The following is a 15,128-nucleotide window of genomic DNA, read 5'->3' as shown; positions in this document are numbered from 1 at the left end:
CCGACGATCGTGTCGATGCTGGCCGGCGGCTTCGGGGTGATCCCACTACCTCACCGGCCTGGGAAGACCGTGTGGGCGAACTGGTCCCAGAAACGCCTCGGACTTCCCTGACGGGGACCGCTCCCCTCCCTTCCCGAGCAGGCCGCACCCCCACCGGTCCCGTAGGGCACCGTCCGGGTGGGCGGCCACGTCTCAGCAGGGAACCGTGGAACGGGTGGGCATCCATACCTTTCGGCGCCACGATTCCCGGCAAAGCCGCTTGCTTCCCGCGAGAGAGCACGACGAACACGAATACGAGGTACGCCATGGGCGCTCTTCTCGACGCGGCACTGGTTCGCCTGCTCGAGGGGGTCAACCTGATGGTCTTTCACAGCACCAGAGGGCGTTTCCTGCCGTACCGCTTCGGGGGGCTACCCGCGCTGGCTCTCACGGTGATCGGGCGGCGGACGCCGGAGCTGTGCACCGTCTGGGTCACATATATCCCGGACGGCGACACCTACGTCCTTCTCATGGACGGTCACGCGGCCGAGCAGCCCGTCTGGGTGGGAGACCTGTTCGATTCGGAACCTACCGACATCGTCACCGTGGAGATCGATCATGACCGGTCGTTCGAGGTCGAGGTCTCACGCCTGGACAGCGAGGAGCAGCGGGCCGAGACACTGAGACGTCTTCTCGCCCGCCTCCCCCTCGTCGAACGCTTCGAAGTGAGAAGGCACCGCCTGACCCCAGTGTTCAGGTTGACGGAGATCTCCCCGGGACGCCCGAACCGGCTCGGTTCAGACGGCTGAGGGTTCCGGGCTGCTCGCCGGTTCCGGTGCAGGGGTGTCGGGGGCGCGGCCGGCGGCCGCTGTGGCCGTCTGGGCCAGGAGCGCGCCGGCCAGGACGATGCCGCCGCCGATCATCTGCGCCACCCCGAGCCGCTCCCCCAGCAGCACCCAGGCGATGAGCGCCCCCGCGACGACCTCCAGGGACGACACGGTGGCTCCGACGGCGGCCGACAGGCGGCGTACGGCGATCACGCCGGTGATGTACGCCAGCACGGTGGCGACGCCGACCAGCCAGAACGCGGCCAGGGCCACCGGGATCGTACGGCCGCCGACGTTGACGGCGGTGCCGAAGACGTCCCAGGGGATCTCCCACGGCCGGCAGATCGCGGCGAGCACCACCGCGGCCCCGGCGAGGCCCCAGGCGATCAGCCCGAGCGGGTCGATGTCGTCGCCGAAGCCGTCGCTCATCAGGAAGTACCCGGCGCAGCAGGACGAGGCGATGAGCCCGAGCACCAGCCCGAGGCCGTCCAGCGCCATCCCCTGCCACACCTCGACGACGACGGCGAGCCCGACCAGCACGATCAGCGCGCCCAGGTACGCCGAGCGCGGCAGCCGCAGCCGCCTGACGAACCGCACCCACAGCACGACCAGCACCGGCGAGGTGTACTCCAGCAGGAGCACCACTCCGACCGGCAGCCGGGTGATGGCGACGAAGAACAGCGCCTGGACGGCGGCGACGGCGATCAGGCCGTACGCGGCGAAGAACCCGATCTTGTTCTTCGGGACGCGCAGGGCCTTCGGCCGGAAGACGGCCAGGATCGTCACCAGGAGCACGGCGGCGCCCGCCATCCGTACCCACACGGCCTGCAGGGGGGTCAGCCCGCCCGCTCCGACGATCTTCGCCATCGGTCCGGAGAATCCGAAGCACAACGACGACACGACCGCGATCGCCAGCGCCGAGCCTCTCATACGCCACCATCCTGTAATTAGCGTTAAGCGATTTTGATCCTGTCATACGGCTTTCGACCTCTTCAAGGCGCGACCGTACGTTGAGACGGCTTTTAAGGGGGCCGGGCGCGAGTCACCAGCGCTGACCTCGTAATCTGCGGTAGTGAGGATCTTCGTCGCCCGGCTCGCCGGAACCCCGGTGTTCGATCCCGCCGGGGACCAGATCGGGCGGGTCCGGGACGTCGTGGTGGCCCTGCGCCCCAACGACGCCCCTCGCGTGCACGGCCTCGTCGTCGAAGTGCAGCCGCGCCGCCGGGTGTTCCTGCCCATCACCCGCGTCCGCAACATCGAGGCCGACGCGGTGATCTTCACCGGCACGATCAACCTGCGCCGCTTCGAGAAGCACGCCACCGAGTCCCTCGCCATCGGGGAGCTGCTCGACCTGAGGGTCGAGGTCGACGGCGAGAAGGTCACCGTGCTGGACCTCGCCATGGAGCAGACCAGGACCGGCGAATGGCTCGTCACCAAGGTCGCCGTGCGGCGCGCCGGCGTCGGCCGGGGGCTGCGGCGCCGCCGCGGCGAGACGCTCGTGGTCGACTGGCAGGACGTGACCGGTTTCGGTGTCGTCCAGGGGGACCAGGACGCGGCCAACCTCCTGGCCGCCTTCGAGGAGACGCGCCCCGCCGATCTCGCCAACGCCCTGCGCCACCTGCCCGCCAAGCGGCGGTCGGAGGTGGCCGCGGCCCTGGACGACGAGCGGCTCGCCGACGTGCTGGAGGAACTGCCCGAACGCGACCAGATCGGCATCCTGAGCCGCCTGGACGCCGAGCGGGCGTCGGACGTGCTCGCGGCCATGGACCCCGACGACGCCGCCGACCTGCTCCAGGACCTCCCGCCCACGCAGGCGGAGGCGCTGCTCCGCCGCATGGAGCCGCGCGAGGCCGCGCCGGTGCGGCGCCTGCTGACCTACGCGGAGAACACCGCCGGCGGCATGATGACCAGCGAGCCCGTGGTGCTCCCACCCCACGCGACGGTCGCCGAGGCGCTCGCCGAGATCCGCCGCCAGGACCGTACCCCCGCCGTGGCCGCCCAGGTGTACGTCACCCGGCCACCGATCGAGACGCCGACGGGCAAATATCTCGGGGTGGCGCACTTCCAGCGGTTGCTGCGCGACCCGCCGTCCTCGCTGCTCGGCGGGACGATCGACAGCAGCGTCGACCCGATCCGTCCCGAACTGCCGCTGCCCGCGGTGACCTCCTATTTCGCCACCTACAACCTCGTGGCGGCCCCCGTGGTGGACGAACTGGGGCGGCTGGTGGGCGCGGTCACGGTGGACGACGTGCTCGACCACCTGCTGCCTCCTGACTGGCGCGAGCGTGACGAGCAGCTCCCCGGCAACGGCGCCCCGGACGCGGATCGCCACACCGCCCGCGGCCCCGTGCCGGACGCACAGCAGGACACCGGCCCGCGTGCGGAGCCGCACCACACGCCTTCGGGCACGGAGGCGGATCGCCGGAGTGACCGGTGATGGTCAACCGGCTGGACCAGCCCCGCGAGCTCCGCCGCACCATCCGCCCCCACTACGACCCGGAGGCGTTCGGACGGCTGTCGGAACGGATCGCCCGCTTCCTCGGCACGGCCCGGTTCCTCGTCTATCTGACGGTGTTCATCACGGTCTGGGTCACGTGGAACCTCTGGGTCCCCTCGAAGCTGGCCTTCGATCCCTACCCGTTCATCTTCCTCACGCTGATCCTGTCGATCCAGGCGTCGTACGCCGCCCCGCTGATCCTGCTGGCGCAGAACCGCCAGGCCGACCGCGACCGGGTGCAGAGCGAGCAGGACCGCCTGGCGGGCGAGCGCAACCAGGCCGAGGTCGAGTACCTCACCAGGGAGATCGCCGGACTACGGCTCGCCCTGGGCGAGCTGGCGACGCGCGACTACATCAGAGGCGAGCTGGAGCACCTGCTGGAGGAGATCCGCGAACCCTCCGGTGAAGGGGACGTCTCCGGGCGTCCCCACGCGGATATGGGAGAGGAGCCCCATGCCTGAATGCCCGAGGCGCTACAGCGGAGGCTCCGGCAGGAGCTTGGCGAGGATGGCCGAGCACTGCCGCAGTTCCTCCTCGTCGAGCAGGTCGAGGAAGCGTCCCCGGACGGCCCGCAGGTAGGTGGGCGTGGCCTCGGCGAGCCGGTCCTCGCCGGCCTTGGTCAGCACCGCGAACAGGCCGCGGGCGTCGCTGGTGCAGGCCTCCCGCTGGACGAGCCGGTCGCGCTGGAGGCGGTCGATGAGGCGGGTCAGCCCGCTGCGCGACAGCAGCACCCGGTCGGCCAGGTCGTTCATGCGCAGCCGCCGCCCGGGGGCCTCCGACAGCTGCAGCAGCACGTCGTACGCCGCCGGGGCGAGATCGTGGCTGCTCAGCAGCTCGGTTTCGAGGCTCCGGGTTATCCGCACCTGAGCCCGCTGCAACATGCGCCAGACGATGAGCTGCTGCGGCGTGATCTCCGCCGTCATGGACGTCACGCGGTCATCCTAGAAGGTTGCATACCGCCACACACCTCCCCATTAGCAGCTCTTGGTGTCCAGACCAGGGCCGGGATTCGTAGGATCGGCGCTGGGTTCGTAGCATGGATCCATGGCACCCACCCCAGAACAGGTGACGGCCGCCCTCGCGACGGTCAACGACCCCGAGATCCGCCGGCCGATCACCGACCTTGACATGGTCAAGAGCGTCGATATCTCCCCCGACGGGGTGGTTCGGGTCGGCGTCTACTTGACCGTCGCGGGCTGCCCCATGCGCGACACCATCACCCGCGACGTCACCGCGGCCGTCTCCAAGGTCGAGGGCGTCACCGGTGTCCGGGTCGAGCTCGACGTCATGAGCGCCGAGCAGCGCAAGGCCCTGCAGACCAGGCTCCGCGGCAACCGCGGGCCCGAGAAGGAGATCCCGTTCGCCAAGCCGGGCTCGCTGACCCGCGTCTTCGCGGTCGCAAGTGGCAAGGGCGGGGTCGGCAAGTCGTCGGTCACCGTCAACCTGGCCGCGGCGATGGCCTCCTCCGGCCTGAAGGTGGGCGTGGTCGACGCCGACATCTACGGCCACTCCGTGCCCCGCATGCTCGGGGTGAGCGAGCGTCCCACCAAGGTCGAAGACATGATCATGCCGCCGGTCGCGCATGACATCAAGGTGATCTCGGTGGGCATGTTCAAGCCCCCGGGCAATGACCCGGTGGTGTGGCGCGGCCCCATGCTCGACCGCGCGCTGCACCAGTTCCTCGCCGACGTCTACTGGGGCGACCTCGACGTCCTCCTCATGGACCTCCCGCCGGGCACCGGCGACATCGCCATCTCGGTCGCCCAGCGCATGCCGGGCGCCGAGATCCTGGTCGTGACCACCCCGCAGCAGGCCGCCGCCGAGGTGGCCGAGCGTGCCGGGTCCATCGCCACCCAGACCCACCAGCAGATCGCCGGCGTCATCGAGAACATGGCGTGGCTGCCCTGCCCCCACTGCGACGAGCGCATCGCGGTCTTCGGCGAGGGCGGCGGCCAGGCGGTCGCCGACGGCCTGACCCGCGTGCTCGGCGCCCGCGTCCCGCTGCTCGGCCAGGTCCCGATCGACCTGCGCCTGCGCGAGGGCGGCGACAACGGCAAGCCGCTGGTGCTCACCGACCCCGACTCGCCCGCCGCGAGCGAGCTGCGCCGCATCGCGGCCGGTCTGAGCAAGAAGTCCGGCAGCATCAAGGGCCTGCAGCTCGGCCTCTCCCCGGCCGGTCGCTGAGCCTCGGCCTGTTTTCCGCACGAGCCCGAATCTCCCTGGTCGGACGCTATACACGATCGTCGGTAGGGCGATGTGCGGAAAATGGGCCTCGGGGAGCCCGTTCCACGCAAAGGGGGCCGATCCGTCGGGATCGGCCCCCTTTCGCATGCTTCTGACGTCAGGTCGCCTCGTGGTCGTACGGCGGGATCTCGCCGTAGCCGAGCTCGTCGTGCGCCGGCGTGAGAGGGTCGCTGTAGGAGGAGTGGTCCGGTTCGACGGCCGGGCGGTTCCAGTCGTCTTCCAGATCCTGCAGCAGATGCTTCCTGACGAAGTTCTTGGGGTGCAGGTCGGCCGGGTCGAAGTTGCGGAACTCCGGGCCGAGGTTCTCCTGGAGGTCGTTCCTGGCGTTGTTGGCCATCTGCCGGAGCTGCCGCAGCGTCTTGCCTGCCTGCGCGGCCGCCTGGGGCAGCTTCTCGGGACCGAACACCAGCAGCGCGATCACCACGAGTGCCAAGACCTCAGGCCAGCCGAGTCCGAACACGTGATCTCCTACGCTCTCTACGCCGATGCCCGCCGCGGGCCATGTGCGACCGGCGACCTGGCTACTCCCAGACTAATGCCCAGCTTCGACAAAGGGGACAGGCGGCGGGGCGCGGGTTCGATCAAGACGGCTGCGGCGTCGGGACCGCGACCGCGTCGACGATCACCGTCGTGGTTCGCTCCTGGCTGCCGCGCCGGTACTTGATGACGACCTTGTCACCGGGGGCCTTGCTCCGGATCGTGACGATCAGCTCCGACTGCTGGCTCACAGGTGAGCCGTCGAGCTCGAGGATGACGTCCCCGGGCTTCAGGCCCGCCTTGTCGGCCGGACCGCCGGGGACCACCGGCTGCAGCCCCTGCTGCGTCGTGCTGGCGATGCGGACGCCCTCGCCCTGGTAGTCGGGGTCGAGGCTGACGCCGATGCGGGACTTCTTGGCCGAGCCGGTCGTGATGAGCTCCTCGGCGATCCGGCGGACGTGGTTGACCGGGATCGAGAAGCCCAGGCCGATGCTGCCGCTCTGGCCGCCGAAGGAGGCGTTGCCGAGCGTCGCGATGGCGGAGTTGACGCCGATCACCTCGCCCGCGGCGTTCACGAGCGGGCCGCCGGAGTTGCCGGGGTTGATGGCCGCGTCGGTCTGGATCGCGTTGATGAACGACGACTCGGTGCCGCTCTCGCCGCCCGCGGTCACCGGACGGTTGAGCGAGCTCACGATGCCGGTGGTCACGGTGCCGGTGAGCCCGAGGGGCGAACCGATCGCGATCACGGGGTCGCCGACCACGACCTTGTCGGAGTCACCGAGGTTGATCTCGGGGACGCCGAAGTTCGCGTCGGGCTTGACGACCGCGATGTCGGAGCTCGGGTCACGCCCGACGATCTTGGCGGGAGTGGTCTTCTTGTTGTTGAAGGTCACCTTGATGTTGCCGGTGGCCGCACCCGCGGCGACCACGTGGTTGTTCGTGACGATGTAACCACCCTTGATCACGAACCCGGAGCCGGTGCCCGCCTCGCTGTTGCCGCGCACGTCGAGCGACACCACGCTGGGCAGGACCTTCGCCGCGACCCCCGCCACCGAGTCGGGGGCGCGGTTGACGATCCTGCCGGACGGCGTGCCGAGGTTGTAGGAGGGGTCCACGCCGGACCCCGACCGGGTGAGCAGGTAGGTGCCGATGCTGCCGGCTGCCGAGGCGACCAGGGCGATGACGACCGCGAGGACGGCGAGCACGCCGGTCCTCGGCAGCCGTGACGCGCCAGGAGCGCCCGGGACGCCCGCGTCGTACCGGGGAGGGGGCGGGGGCGCCCAGCCGGGCCCCATGCCGAGGGCGTTGCGCGGCGGGGGCGGGCCGTAGGGGCCGCCCGGGGTCGGCGGGAGCGGTCCACCGGCGGGGTTGCCCCAGCCGGAGGAGGCCTCACCGGACGGCGGCTGCTGGGCGTAGGACTGCTCTCGCGCCCACGGGATGGGGCCGGTGCTCTCGGGGCTGAAAGGATCGTGCCCGGGAGCGGCGAAGCGGGCGGTGTCGCCCTGCGGGGAGCGCGCCGTGTCGGCCGCCGGGAAACGCCCCGTGTCGCCCCCAGAGGGCTCCGAGGCCGCCGCGAAGGGGTTGGGCCCGGTGAAGGCGTCGGGACCGGAGACGGCCGCGTCTGCGGGCCAGGTGTCGGACGCCGGCAGGAACTCGGGCCGGACCCGCATGCCGCTGGAGGGGCCCGAGGACTCCGACGCCGCCCCCTCCTGGGACTGCTGGGAGGGAGTCGCCCCGTCCCCGCCGTCGAAGGTACGTCTCTCGTCGGTCATCGAAGGCTCACTCCCGAGGCCAGTCAACGTGGGCTACGCCAGATTCTCGCTCCGACCGCATACGAGCGCCGTAAGCCGCACCCGCGGGGTCCATCCGATCGTATGCCCGGTGCGGGGCGGACGGCACGGACGACAGTGAGCCCACGGGTGCGATGACCAGCCTCGGCACGGCGAGGACGGACGACCTGCCCGCCCTGCCTGGGCCCGTTCTCCGCACATCGCCCTCGACCGCCGACAGCGTCCGACGGCGGAGTTCGGGCTCGTGCGGAAAACAGGCCTGGACGCTCTGACGGTGACCGGCCCGGCGCTCAGGGCTGCCGGGCGGGCGAGCCGGCGCGGCCGGGGGCGACCTCCTCAGCCGGGCTGGTGGTGGCCGTACGGTGCTGGTTGGCGAACATCTCTACCGGCGGGGCGGTCGGCCTGTCGCCGCCGCCCACCATGAACAGTGTGCCGAGGGCGACCGCCGCCGACGCGACGCCGACCGCGACGTACCCCACCCTGCGCCCGCCTGAGCGTCCCGGCCCGGTGAACCCGCCGCGCCTGCGCGGCCTGTTGTCGACCGGAGCGCTGGTCAGCGAATAAGTCGGGTTCGGAAAGGGCCGGACCCGCGGTGGAACCGGACCGCCCGGCTCCGCCATGCGCAGCAGGGACATCGTGAGGTCCGCCGGGACGGCCGGTGGATCGAGTGACCGAAGCCGGCTCTTCAGCGCCCGGATGGCGTCGAGCTCGGCACGGCAGTCCGCGCAGAACGTCAGATGCGTCAGCGCGCGTTCCCGCTCGGCGTGGCCGAGCTCTCCGTCGACGAGCGCCGAGGCCCGCTCTCCGAGATGGCTCATGCTCCCTCCCTGGTTACGGTCGGGGGGAGTTCGTCGCGACGGGGCGCACGGTGCTCGAGCGCCTCCCGCAACTGGCTACGACCGCGATGGATTCGGCTGCGGACGGTGCCCAGCTTCACGCCGAGCGTCGCCGCGATCTCCTCATAGGACAGGCCCTCGATGTCGCACAGGACCACCGCCGCGCGGAACTCCGGCTGCAGGGAGTCGAGCGCGGCCTGGATGTCGGGCTCCATCTGGGCATCGTCGAACACCTGCGCCGGGGACGGCTCGCGGCCGCGCAGCCGCTCGGCGGCGTCGTCGGCGAGCCCCTCGAACCTGATGCGCTGCCTGCGCCGCGCCATGTCGAGGAACAGGTTGGTGGTGATGCGATGCAACCAGCCTTCGAAAGTGCCCGGCGTGTAGCTCGAAAGCGACCTGAACACCCGGACGAAGACCTCCTGGGTGAGGTCTTCGGCGTCATGGACGTTGCCCGTCAGCCGGTAGGCCAGACGGTAGACGCGCGCCGAATGCTCGCGAACGACCTCCTCCCAGGTCGGAGGCGTCCAACCTCCATCGGGCAGCCGGGGGTCTCCCCCCGGAAACGCACTGTCGGGAGTATCGGTCTGGTGGTGTTCGTCCACCAGGACTCCTCTCTCCGGGACCACCGCTACAGCCATAGTGCCTGGTTTCGTCCCTTCCTGCGTACCCAGAGGCCGATGAGGCCGGACTGTGTCGTTGAACAAAGGTCGTTCAAAGCGTGCAACGTACCCGTTGTGGCGTGAGTTCCCGTTCGGCCCCGACTCCCCTAGGCTGCGACCATTACGTGCGTACGGCTCAAGCGGGGAGGAGAGGCCGATGGCCCCGACGCCGACGAATCCGGTGGAGGCCACGCTGGCCTACGCGGAGGATTTCCATCCCGAGGACGAGGTGCTGCGCGCCGCGAGGCGGCGCGGCCTCGAGGTGGGGGCCGACCCGGTCCTGCCCGGGGCCGGCGCGGCGCTGTGCTTCCTCGCCACGGCGATCAGCGCCAGGGCGGTGGTCGAGGTCGGCACCGGGTGCGGGGTGTCCGGGCTGTGGCTGCTGCGCGGCATGCGCCCGGACGGTACTCTGACCAGCGTCGACGTCGAGCCCGAGCACCAGCGGATGGCCCGCCAGACGTTCGCCGAGGCGGGATTCTCCGGCAGCAAGATCCGCCTCATCGGCGGGCGCGCCCTCGACGTGCTCCCCCGCCTGGCCGACGGCGGCTACGACATGGTCTTCTGCGACGCCGCCGAGCAGGAGTACGGCGACTACCTGGCCGAGGCGGTGCGCCTGCTGCGGCTCGGGGGCATCGTGGTGTTCGACAACGCCATGGGCCACAACCGGGTGGCCGACCCGGCGCAGCGCGACCCCGGCACCGTGGCGATCCGCGAGCTGGGCAAGCTCGTCAGGTCCGACGAACGGCTGCGCGCCCTGCTGCTCCCCTTGGGTGACGGCCTGCTCGCCGCCATCAAGATCGCCACTTGAAATCAGTGAGAAGTATCACAAACCCGGACATATCCCCAATGTGACGTGCCGGCCCCCGGCAGAACACGCGCCCGCCGCCCTCATCGAGGGACGGCGGGCGCTCGCGTACGTCAGGAAGAGAGCCACTCCAGCAGGAGGCGGGCGCCGAAGCCCGTGGCGCCCTTGGTGAAGATGCCGTCGTCGGCGGTGCTGCGCGACACCCCCGCGATGTCGAGGTGGGCCCAGCGCCGCCCCCCGGTGAACTCGCGCAGGAACAGCGCCGCCGTGATCGCGCCCCCGCCGTAGGTGCCCTCGGCGTCGATGTTGGACAGGTCGGCGACCGGGGAATCCAGGGCCGGCCGGTAGTCGTCGATCAGCGGCATCCGCCACAGCGGGTCGCCCGACGCCTCACCCGCCTCGACGAGCTCCTTGGCGAGGTCGTCGGTGGAGGAGAACACCGCGCCGATGTCGCGCCCCAGGGCGACGCCGATGGCCCCGGTCAGCGTGGCCAGGTCGACGATGGTGTCGGGGTCGAGGACGTCGTCGGCGTAGGCCAGCGCGTCGGCGAGCACCAACCGCCCCTCGGCGTCGGTGTTGAGCACCTCGACCGTGCGGCCGCCGTAGTGGGTGATCACGTCGCCCGGCCGCTGCGCCGAGCCCGACGGCATGTTCTCGGCGGCGGCGACCAGCCCCGTGACCCGGGTGCGGACGCCGAGGTCGCGCAGCGCGCCCAGCACGGCGATGACCACCGCGCCGCCCGCCATGTCGGTCTTCATGAACTTCATGCCGTCGGTCGGCTTGAGGGACAGGCCGCCGCTGTCGAAGGTGATGCCCTTGCCGACCAGCACGACATGGGTGCCGTCGGGGTCGGCCGGCTCGTACGAGAGCTGGATCAGCCGAGGGGGGCTCACCGACCCCTGCCCGACGGCGAGGATGCCCCCGAAGCCGCCCGCGGCGAGATCGTCGGGCGTCCACACCTTGGACCGCAGCCCCGAGCGCTCCGCCACCTCGACGGCGCGGGCGGCCAGCCACTCGGGGTTCTTCTCCGACGACGGCATGTTCGCCAGGTCGCGGACCAGGCCGACGGCCCGCGCCGCCACCTCGGCCCGCTCGATCGCCGGGCGGGCCTCCTCGGGGCCCAGCAGGCGGATCTCCTCCACGGCCTTCACGCCGCCGGACCCGATCTTCATGGTGTAGGACGCCAGCAGCGCGCCCTCGGCCAGCGCCGCCCAGCCCCGCGCCCCGGCGTCCTCGGGGAGCCTGAGGTCGATCGAGCGCCGCCCCCTGGCCCGCCGGGCCACCACCGCGCCGGCCCTGCGCAGCGCTCGCGGGGAGGCGTCGCCCACGCCGTACAGCAGGACGCGGCGCACCGCGTCACCGTGGGCCACGGGCACCTCGACGACCTCGCCGGCCTCACCCTTGGCCTCGTGGTGGGCCAGCAGCGCGGGCACCGGCAGGTGGAGCTCCACGTCGGCGGTGAGGTCGGCGCCGAACGGGACGGCGAGCAGGTCCGCTTCCTGCGCTGACGGGTCATACAGTCGAAGTGCGGTCTCGATCGGCATGGTGGTCCTCCCCTGCGTCGATGTGCGACAGCCCCGGCGTGGGGCTCACGGCCCGGCCGCCGGGGCCGTCAAGTCGCCTGTGTCGGTGGGTTGTGTCAGGGGTATGTCAGCCGACGACGTTCTTCAGAGCGTCGCCAAGGGCTCTGGCCTCATCTGGTGAGAGTTCGACGACGAGCCGGCCGCCACCCTCGAGAGGGACCCGCATGACAATGCCCCGTCCTTCCTTGGTGACCTCCAGCGGACCGTCGCCAGTCCGCGGCTTCATCGCCGCCATGCGTGTATCCCTTCCTGCCTCGGCCTTCGCGATGCCCGGACGCGCCTTGCCGCATCCGCTCGCCCGCCGCTTTCACGTCTTCTGTGACGTCCCATTATCCCGCCTCGCGAGCACTCATGGGTAACGATCTCCTCCCAGAATGCGTTGTCCCGGGCCCTTGCGCCGACCAAACTGGTCTATGTGAACGCCCGCGCCGCGCTTTTCGACCTCTACGGAGACCACCTGCGCACTCGTGGCGGGCGGGCCTCGGTGGCGGCGCTGGTGAGGCTGCTCGCGCCCCTCGACATCGCCGCGCCCGCCGTGCGCACCGCGATCTCCCGCATGGTCCGGCAGGAGTGGCTGGCGCCCGTCCGCCTGCCGCAGGGGCCGGGCTACGCGATGACGCCCAAATGCGCCCGGCGCCTGGACGAGACCGTCGCCCGCGTCTACCGCTCCGGCTCGGTCCCCTGGTCCGGGCGATGGCAGGTGCTGGTCTTCCAGCCGGTTCGCGAGCGTGCCAGGCGTGAACGGCTGCGCGCCGACCTGTCGTTCCTCGGGTACGCCTCCCTGTCGGAGACGACGTGGATCGGCCCGCGCCCTTCGGGCGAGCTCGCGGCGCTGCTCGACGACCAGCAGGTGCGTGCCGACGTGTTCGAGAGCACCCTCGACGGTGACCCGCGCGAGCTGGTGGCCCGCGCCTGGGATCTCTCGGCCATCGCACGCGCCTACGAAGAGTGGATGGAGCAGGCCGTCGACCTGGTCGGCGGGCTCGCCCGCGACGCCCCCGACCACCAGATCTTCGCCACCCGTAGCAGACTGGTCCACGGGTGGCGCAACTTCCTGTTCCGCGATCCGGGCCTGCCCCCGGAGCTGCTTCCGCCGGCCTGGCCCGGTGAGAAGGCCCGTGTCTACTTCGAGCAGGAGGCCGCCCGGCTGCTGCCCGCGGCGGCCGCCTTCGTCGACCGCAACCTGGACAAGGGAGTCCATTGATGGATGAGCGAGCCAACCCCACCACCACCGCGGCGTCCTCCACCGCGGACGAGCACGGCCACGACGGCGTGCTGTACTCCGTCGAGGACGGCGTCGCCACCGTCACGCTGAACCGGCCGGACGCGATGAACTCCCTGACGATCACGATGAAGGCGGCCCTGCTGGAGGCGCTGGAGCGCGCCCGCGACGACGACAGGGTGCGGGCGGTGCTGCTGACCGGTGCCGGGCGCGGCTTCTGCGCCGGGCAGGACCTGCGGGAACACGCCACCAACCTGGAGGCGGGCGTCGGCCTCGACAACACCGTCCGGGCCCACTACAACCCGATCATCCTGACGATCACGGGCATGGGCAAGCCGGTCGTGGCCGCCGTCAACGGCATCGCCGCCGGCGCCGGGGCCTCCCTGGCCTTCGCCTGCGACTTCCGCGTCGTCTCCGAGGCCGCCAAGTTCGCGATGGCCTTCAGCGGCATCGGCCTCGCGCCCGACTCCGGCGCCTCGTGGACCCTTCCCCGGCTGGTCGGCCCCGCCAGAGCCCGCGAGTTGCTGCTGCTCGGCGAGCCGGTCGACGCCGCCAAGGCCCTCGAGCTCGGCATCGCCACCACCGTCGTCCCGGCCGACCGCCTCACGCAGGCCGCCCGCGACCTCGCCGTACGGCTGGCGCAGGGCCCGACTCTGGCGTACGGCGCGATCAAGCAGGCACTCGACTTCTCCGCGGCGCACCCCCTGGAGGACTCCCTGGAGGTGGAGGCCGACCTGCAGGACTTCTGCGCGAAGACCGACGACCACCGCGAGGCCACCAAGGCGTTCCTCGCCAAGCAGCGGCCCGTCTTCGAGGGCCGCTGACGCTCAGCGAGAGGGGTCGCGCACCCAGCAGGCGGCGACGTGGTCGTTCACCAGGCCGATCGCCTGCATCATGGCGTACGCCGTGGTGGGGCCGACGAACCGGAAGCCCTGGCGCTTGAGCTCCTTGGCCAGGGCCTTCGACCCGGGGGTCGTCGCCGGCACGTCGGCGAGCGTCCGGGGCACGGGCGAGTCCGGGTCGGCGTACCGCCAGACCAGCTCCGAAAGGCCGCCGGTCAGGGCCGCCGCGGCGCGGGCGTTGGCGATCGTCGACTCGATCTTGGCGCGGTTGCGGATGATGCCGGCGTCGGCGAGCAGCCGCTCGACGTCGGCCTCGCCGAAGGCCGCGACGGCCTCGATGGAGAAGCCGGCGAAGGCCTTGCGGAAGTTCTCCCGCTTGCGCAGGATCGTCAGCCACGACAGGCCCGACTGGAACGCCTCCAGACTCAGCCTCTCGAACACGAGATCATCGCCGTGCACCGGCCGCCCCCACTCGTCGTCGTGGTAGGCGATGTAGTCGGCGGCGGTGGTCACCCACCCGCAGCGGACAAGCTCAGACGTCACGGAGACAGAGGCTACAAGCTCCTCCGGACAGGAGGGCGGAACGGGGGCCGTCCTCAGCCCTACGGCTCCGGGCGCTCGCCGGGCGCGTCGGCGGGCTTCTCGAACGCGTCGCGCTCCTTGGCCGGGGGCTCGAACGGATCGTGCTCATCGCCCGGCGACTCCGCGGGGTCGTCGGCCCGGACCGCCTCGAACTGGCCGGTGGCCTTGATGGCCGCCTCGAACGGGTCCTCGCCCGCGCCGACGGCAGGCAGCGGGCCGGTGGCGGCGGCGTCGAAAAGCCCAGGGGTCTTGGGGGCGGGCGGGGTGACCGGGGCGAAGGCGTCGAAAGCGCCCTCCGGTGAGTCGCCCGGGCCGGTCTCCGGCTCGGCCACGACCGGCTCGGCCGCCACGGGCTGGGACGGCGCCGGCTGGGACGGCGGGGCCTCGTTCGCGACCGGCGCCCACGACGGGCGCGGATACGCCTGGCGGGCCTGCAGGCGTCCGGCGAGCAGCTCGGCGACGCGCTGCTCCAGCACCGCGATGTGGGTGTCACGCTCACCGATCGCGGTCGCCGCCCGCTGCAGCGTCTCGTCGACGCTCTGGGTGTGGTAGCCCACGAGGCTGACCGGCAGGTGCAGCGCCATGAAGTCGGCGGCCGTCAGCTGCCCCGGCGCCGGAAGGTCGAGGGGCGGCACGTCGGGGGCGAACTCCGCGAGCTCCCCGCCACGCCCCTGTGAGACCATGACCACGCAGTACAGCACGGCGAGCGCGGCGACGGCGAGTATGACCAGCACATACGAATCGTGCCACATGACCGCGTTTGAGCGCTCATTGTTGAGCTTGCG

At 71.4% G+C, this 15,128-nt stretch carries 17 protein-coding genes; 7 read left to right on the top strand and 10 right to left on the bottom strand.

Annotation, left to right across the window (positions count from 1 at the left end; genetic code table 11):
- Positions 1–305: 305 nt before the first annotated feature.
- A complete protein-coding gene (locus KIK05_RS22010; protein WP_214412665.1) occupies positions 306–788 on the top strand; it encodes a nitroreductase/quinone reductase family protein in 483 nt (160 codons plus the stop codon).
- On the opposite strand, the gene KIK05_RS22005 is transcribed toward KIK05_RS22010, so the two are convergent.
- Positions 777–1,736, bottom strand: coding sequence for an EamA family transporter (locus tag KIK05_RS22005; RefSeq protein ID WP_214412664.1), 960 nt, complete (start codon positions 1,734–1,736; stop codon positions 777–779). The two genes, KIK05_RS22010 and KIK05_RS22005, sit on opposite strands and share 12 nt — an antisense overlap.
- Positions 1,737–1,878: 142 nt before the next feature.
- Here KIK05_RS22005 and KIK05_RS22000 point away from each other — a divergent pair, with 142 nt between their 5' ends.
- Together KIK05_RS22000 and KIK05_RS21995 are read left to right on the top strand one after the other, a co-directional pair.
- Positions 1,879–3,243, top strand: coding sequence for a magnesium transporter MgtE N-terminal domain-containing protein (locus KIK05_RS22000; protein WP_308250053.1), 1,365 nt, complete (start codon positions 1,879–1,881; stop codon positions 3,241–3,243).
- Positions 3,243–3,764, top strand: coding sequence for a DUF1003 domain-containing protein (locus KIK05_RS21995; RefSeq protein ID WP_214412663.1), 522 nt, complete (start codon positions 3,243–3,245; stop codon positions 3,762–3,764). Before KIK05_RS22000 ends, KIK05_RS21995 begins: the two co-directional genes overlap by 1 nt.
- A 12-nt stretch (positions 3,765–3,776) precedes the next feature.
- On the opposite strand, the gene KIK05_RS21990 is transcribed toward KIK05_RS21995, so the two are convergent.
- Complete coding sequence (locus tag KIK05_RS21990; RefSeq protein WP_214412765.1) at positions 3,777–4,226, bottom strand: MarR family winged helix-turn-helix transcriptional regulator; 450 nt, start codon at positions 4,224–4,226, stop codon at positions 3,777–3,779.
- A gap of 121 nt (positions 4,227–4,347) precedes the next feature.
- On the opposite strand from KIK05_RS21990, the gene KIK05_RS21985 reads away from it, so the two are divergent.
- Entirely contained in the window at positions 4,348–5,487 is a 1,140-nt protein-coding gene (locus KIK05_RS21985) for an Mrp/NBP35 family ATP-binding protein (protein WP_214412662.1), read from the top strand.
- A gap of 157 nt (positions 5,488–5,644) precedes the next feature.
- On the opposite strand, the gene KIK05_RS21980 is transcribed toward KIK05_RS21985, so the two are convergent.
- From KIK05_RS21980 to sigE, 4 genes are all read right to left on the bottom strand, one after another.
- Positions 5,645–6,007 carry a sec-independent translocase gene (locus KIK05_RS21980; RefSeq protein WP_214412661.1) on the bottom strand — a complete coding sequence of 121 codons (363 nt, stop codon included), beginning with the start codon at positions 6,005–6,007 and terminating at the stop codon, positions 5,645–5,647.
- Between the two features lie 121 nt (positions 6,008–6,128).
- Positions 6,129–7,796 carry a S1C family serine protease gene (locus KIK05_RS21975; protein ID WP_214412660.1) on the bottom strand — a complete coding sequence of 556 codons (1,668 nt, stop codon included), beginning with the start codon at positions 7,794–7,796 and terminating at the stop codon, positions 6,129–6,131.
- 308 nt (positions 7,797–8,104) lie between these two features.
- Positions 8,105–8,632, bottom strand: coding sequence for an anti-sigma factor family protein (locus KIK05_RS21970; protein WP_214412659.1), 528 nt, complete (start codon positions 8,630–8,632; stop codon positions 8,105–8,107).
- On the bottom strand, positions 8,629–9,288 hold the full coding sequence (gene sigE, locus KIK05_RS21965) for an RNA polymerase sigma factor SigE (protein ID WP_214412658.1): 660 nt from the start codon (positions 9,286–9,288) through the stop codon (positions 8,629–8,631). The genes KIK05_RS21970 and sigE overlap by 4 nt, the downstream gene beginning before the upstream one ends.
- Before the next feature lie 178 nt (positions 9,289–9,466).
- On the opposite strand from sigE, the gene KIK05_RS21960 reads away from it, so the two are divergent.
- Complete coding sequence (locus tag KIK05_RS21960) at positions 9,467–10,117, top strand: O-methyltransferase (protein WP_214412657.1); 651 nt, start codon at positions 9,467–9,469, stop codon at positions 10,115–10,117.
- Between the two features lie 110 nt (positions 10,118–10,227).
- Here the strand turns inward: KIK05_RS21960 and KIK05_RS21955 are convergent, their stop codons facing one another.
- Both KIK05_RS21955 and KIK05_RS21950 read right to left on the bottom strand, forming a co-directional pair.
- Positions 10,228–11,658: a leucyl aminopeptidase gene (locus KIK05_RS21955; RefSeq protein ID WP_214412656.1), complete on the bottom strand. Its 1,431-nt coding sequence runs from the start codon at positions 11,656–11,658 to the stop codon at positions 10,228–10,230.
- A 106-nt stretch (positions 11,659–11,764) separates the two neighbouring features.
- Positions 11,765–11,932, bottom strand: coding sequence for a DUF3117 domain-containing protein (locus KIK05_RS21950; RefSeq protein WP_114033903.1), 168 nt, complete (start codon positions 11,930–11,932; stop codon positions 11,765–11,767).
- Positions 11,933–12,112: 180 nt separating this feature from the next.
- On the opposite strand from KIK05_RS21950, the gene KIK05_RS21945 reads away from it, so the two are divergent.
- Positions 12,113–12,901, top strand: coding sequence for a PaaX family transcriptional regulator (locus KIK05_RS21945; protein WP_214412655.1), 789 nt, complete (start codon positions 12,113–12,115; stop codon positions 12,899–12,901).
- On the top strand, positions 12,901–13,743 hold the full coding sequence (locus KIK05_RS21940) for an enoyl-CoA hydratase-related protein (protein WP_214412654.1): 843 nt from the start codon (positions 12,901–12,903) through the stop codon (positions 13,741–13,743). The genes KIK05_RS21945 and KIK05_RS21940 overlap by 1 nt, the downstream gene beginning before the upstream one ends.
- Before the next feature lie 3 nt (positions 13,744–13,746).
- Here the strand turns inward: KIK05_RS21940 and KIK05_RS21935 are convergent, their stop codons facing one another.
- Entirely contained in the window at positions 13,747–14,304 is a 558-nt protein-coding gene (locus KIK05_RS21935; RefSeq protein WP_214412653.1) for a DNA-3-methyladenine glycosylase I, read from the bottom strand.
- Between the two features lie 59 nt (positions 14,305–14,363).
- Positions 14,364–15,077 (bottom strand): hypothetical protein, encoded by a 714-nt coding sequence (locus tag KIK05_RS21930; RefSeq protein WP_214412652.1) that lies wholly within the window; start codon positions 15,075–15,077, stop codon positions 14,364–14,366.
- Positions 15,078–15,128 lie beyond the last annotated feature (51 nt).

The sequence above is a fragment of the Sphaerisporangium fuscum genome (assembly GCF_018531465.1).
GTDB lineage: Bacteria > Actinomycetota > Actinomycetes > Streptosporangiales > Streptosporangiaceae > Sphaerisporangium > Sphaerisporangium fuscum.
This window is presented reverse-complemented; position numbering and strand designations above follow the sequence as displayed.

What these genes read in the sequence shown, in the direction of transcription:
- KIK05_RS21995 (WP_214412663.1), top strand. Translation starts at nt 3,243, where the DNA reads ATGGTCAACCGGCTGGACCAGCCCCGCGAGCTCCGCCGCACCATCCGC.
- KIK05_RS21960 (WP_214412657.1), top strand. Translation starts at nt 9,467, where the DNA reads ATGGCCCCGACGCCGACGAATCCGGTGGAGGCCACGCTGGCCTACGCG.
- KIK05_RS21990 (WP_214412765.1), bottom strand. Translation starts at nt 4,226, where the DNA reads ATGACGGCGGAGATCACGCCGCAGCAGCTCATCGTCTGGCGCATGTTG.
- KIK05_RS21940 (WP_214412654.1), top strand. Translation starts at nt 12,901, where the DNA reads ATGGATGAGCGAGCCAACCCCACCACCACCGCGGCGTCCTCCACCGCG.
- KIK05_RS22005 (WP_214412664.1), bottom strand. Translation starts at nt 1,736, where the DNA reads ATGAGAGGCTCGGCGCTGGCGATCGCGGTCGTGTCGTCGTTGTGCTTC.
- sigE (WP_214412658.1), bottom strand. Translation starts at nt 9,288, where the DNA reads ATGGCTGTAGCGGTGGTCCCGGAGAGAGGAGTCCTGGTGGACGAACAC.
- KIK05_RS22010 (WP_214412665.1), top strand. Translation starts at nt 306, where the DNA reads ATGGGCGCTCTTCTCGACGCGGCACTGGTTCGCCTGCTCGAGGGGGTC.
- KIK05_RS21955 (WP_214412656.1), bottom strand. Translation starts at nt 11,658, where the DNA reads ATGCCGATCGAGACCGCACTTCGACTGTATGACCCGTCAGCGCAGGAA.
- KIK05_RS21975 (WP_214412660.1), bottom strand. Translation starts at nt 7,796, where the DNA reads ATGACCGACGAGAGACGTACCTTCGACGGCGGGGACGGGGCGACTCCC.
- KIK05_RS21970 (WP_214412659.1), bottom strand. Translation starts at nt 8,632, where the DNA reads ATGAGCCATCTCGGAGAGCGGGCCTCGGCGCTCGTCGACGGAGAGCTC.
- KIK05_RS21950 (WP_114033903.1), bottom strand. Translation starts at nt 11,932, where the DNA reads ATGGCGGCGATGAAGCCGCGGACTGGCGACGGTCCGCTGGAGGTCACC.
- KIK05_RS21985 (WP_214412662.1), top strand. Translation starts at nt 4,348, where the DNA reads ATGGCACCCACCCCAGAACAGGTGACGGCCGCCCTCGCGACGGTCAAC.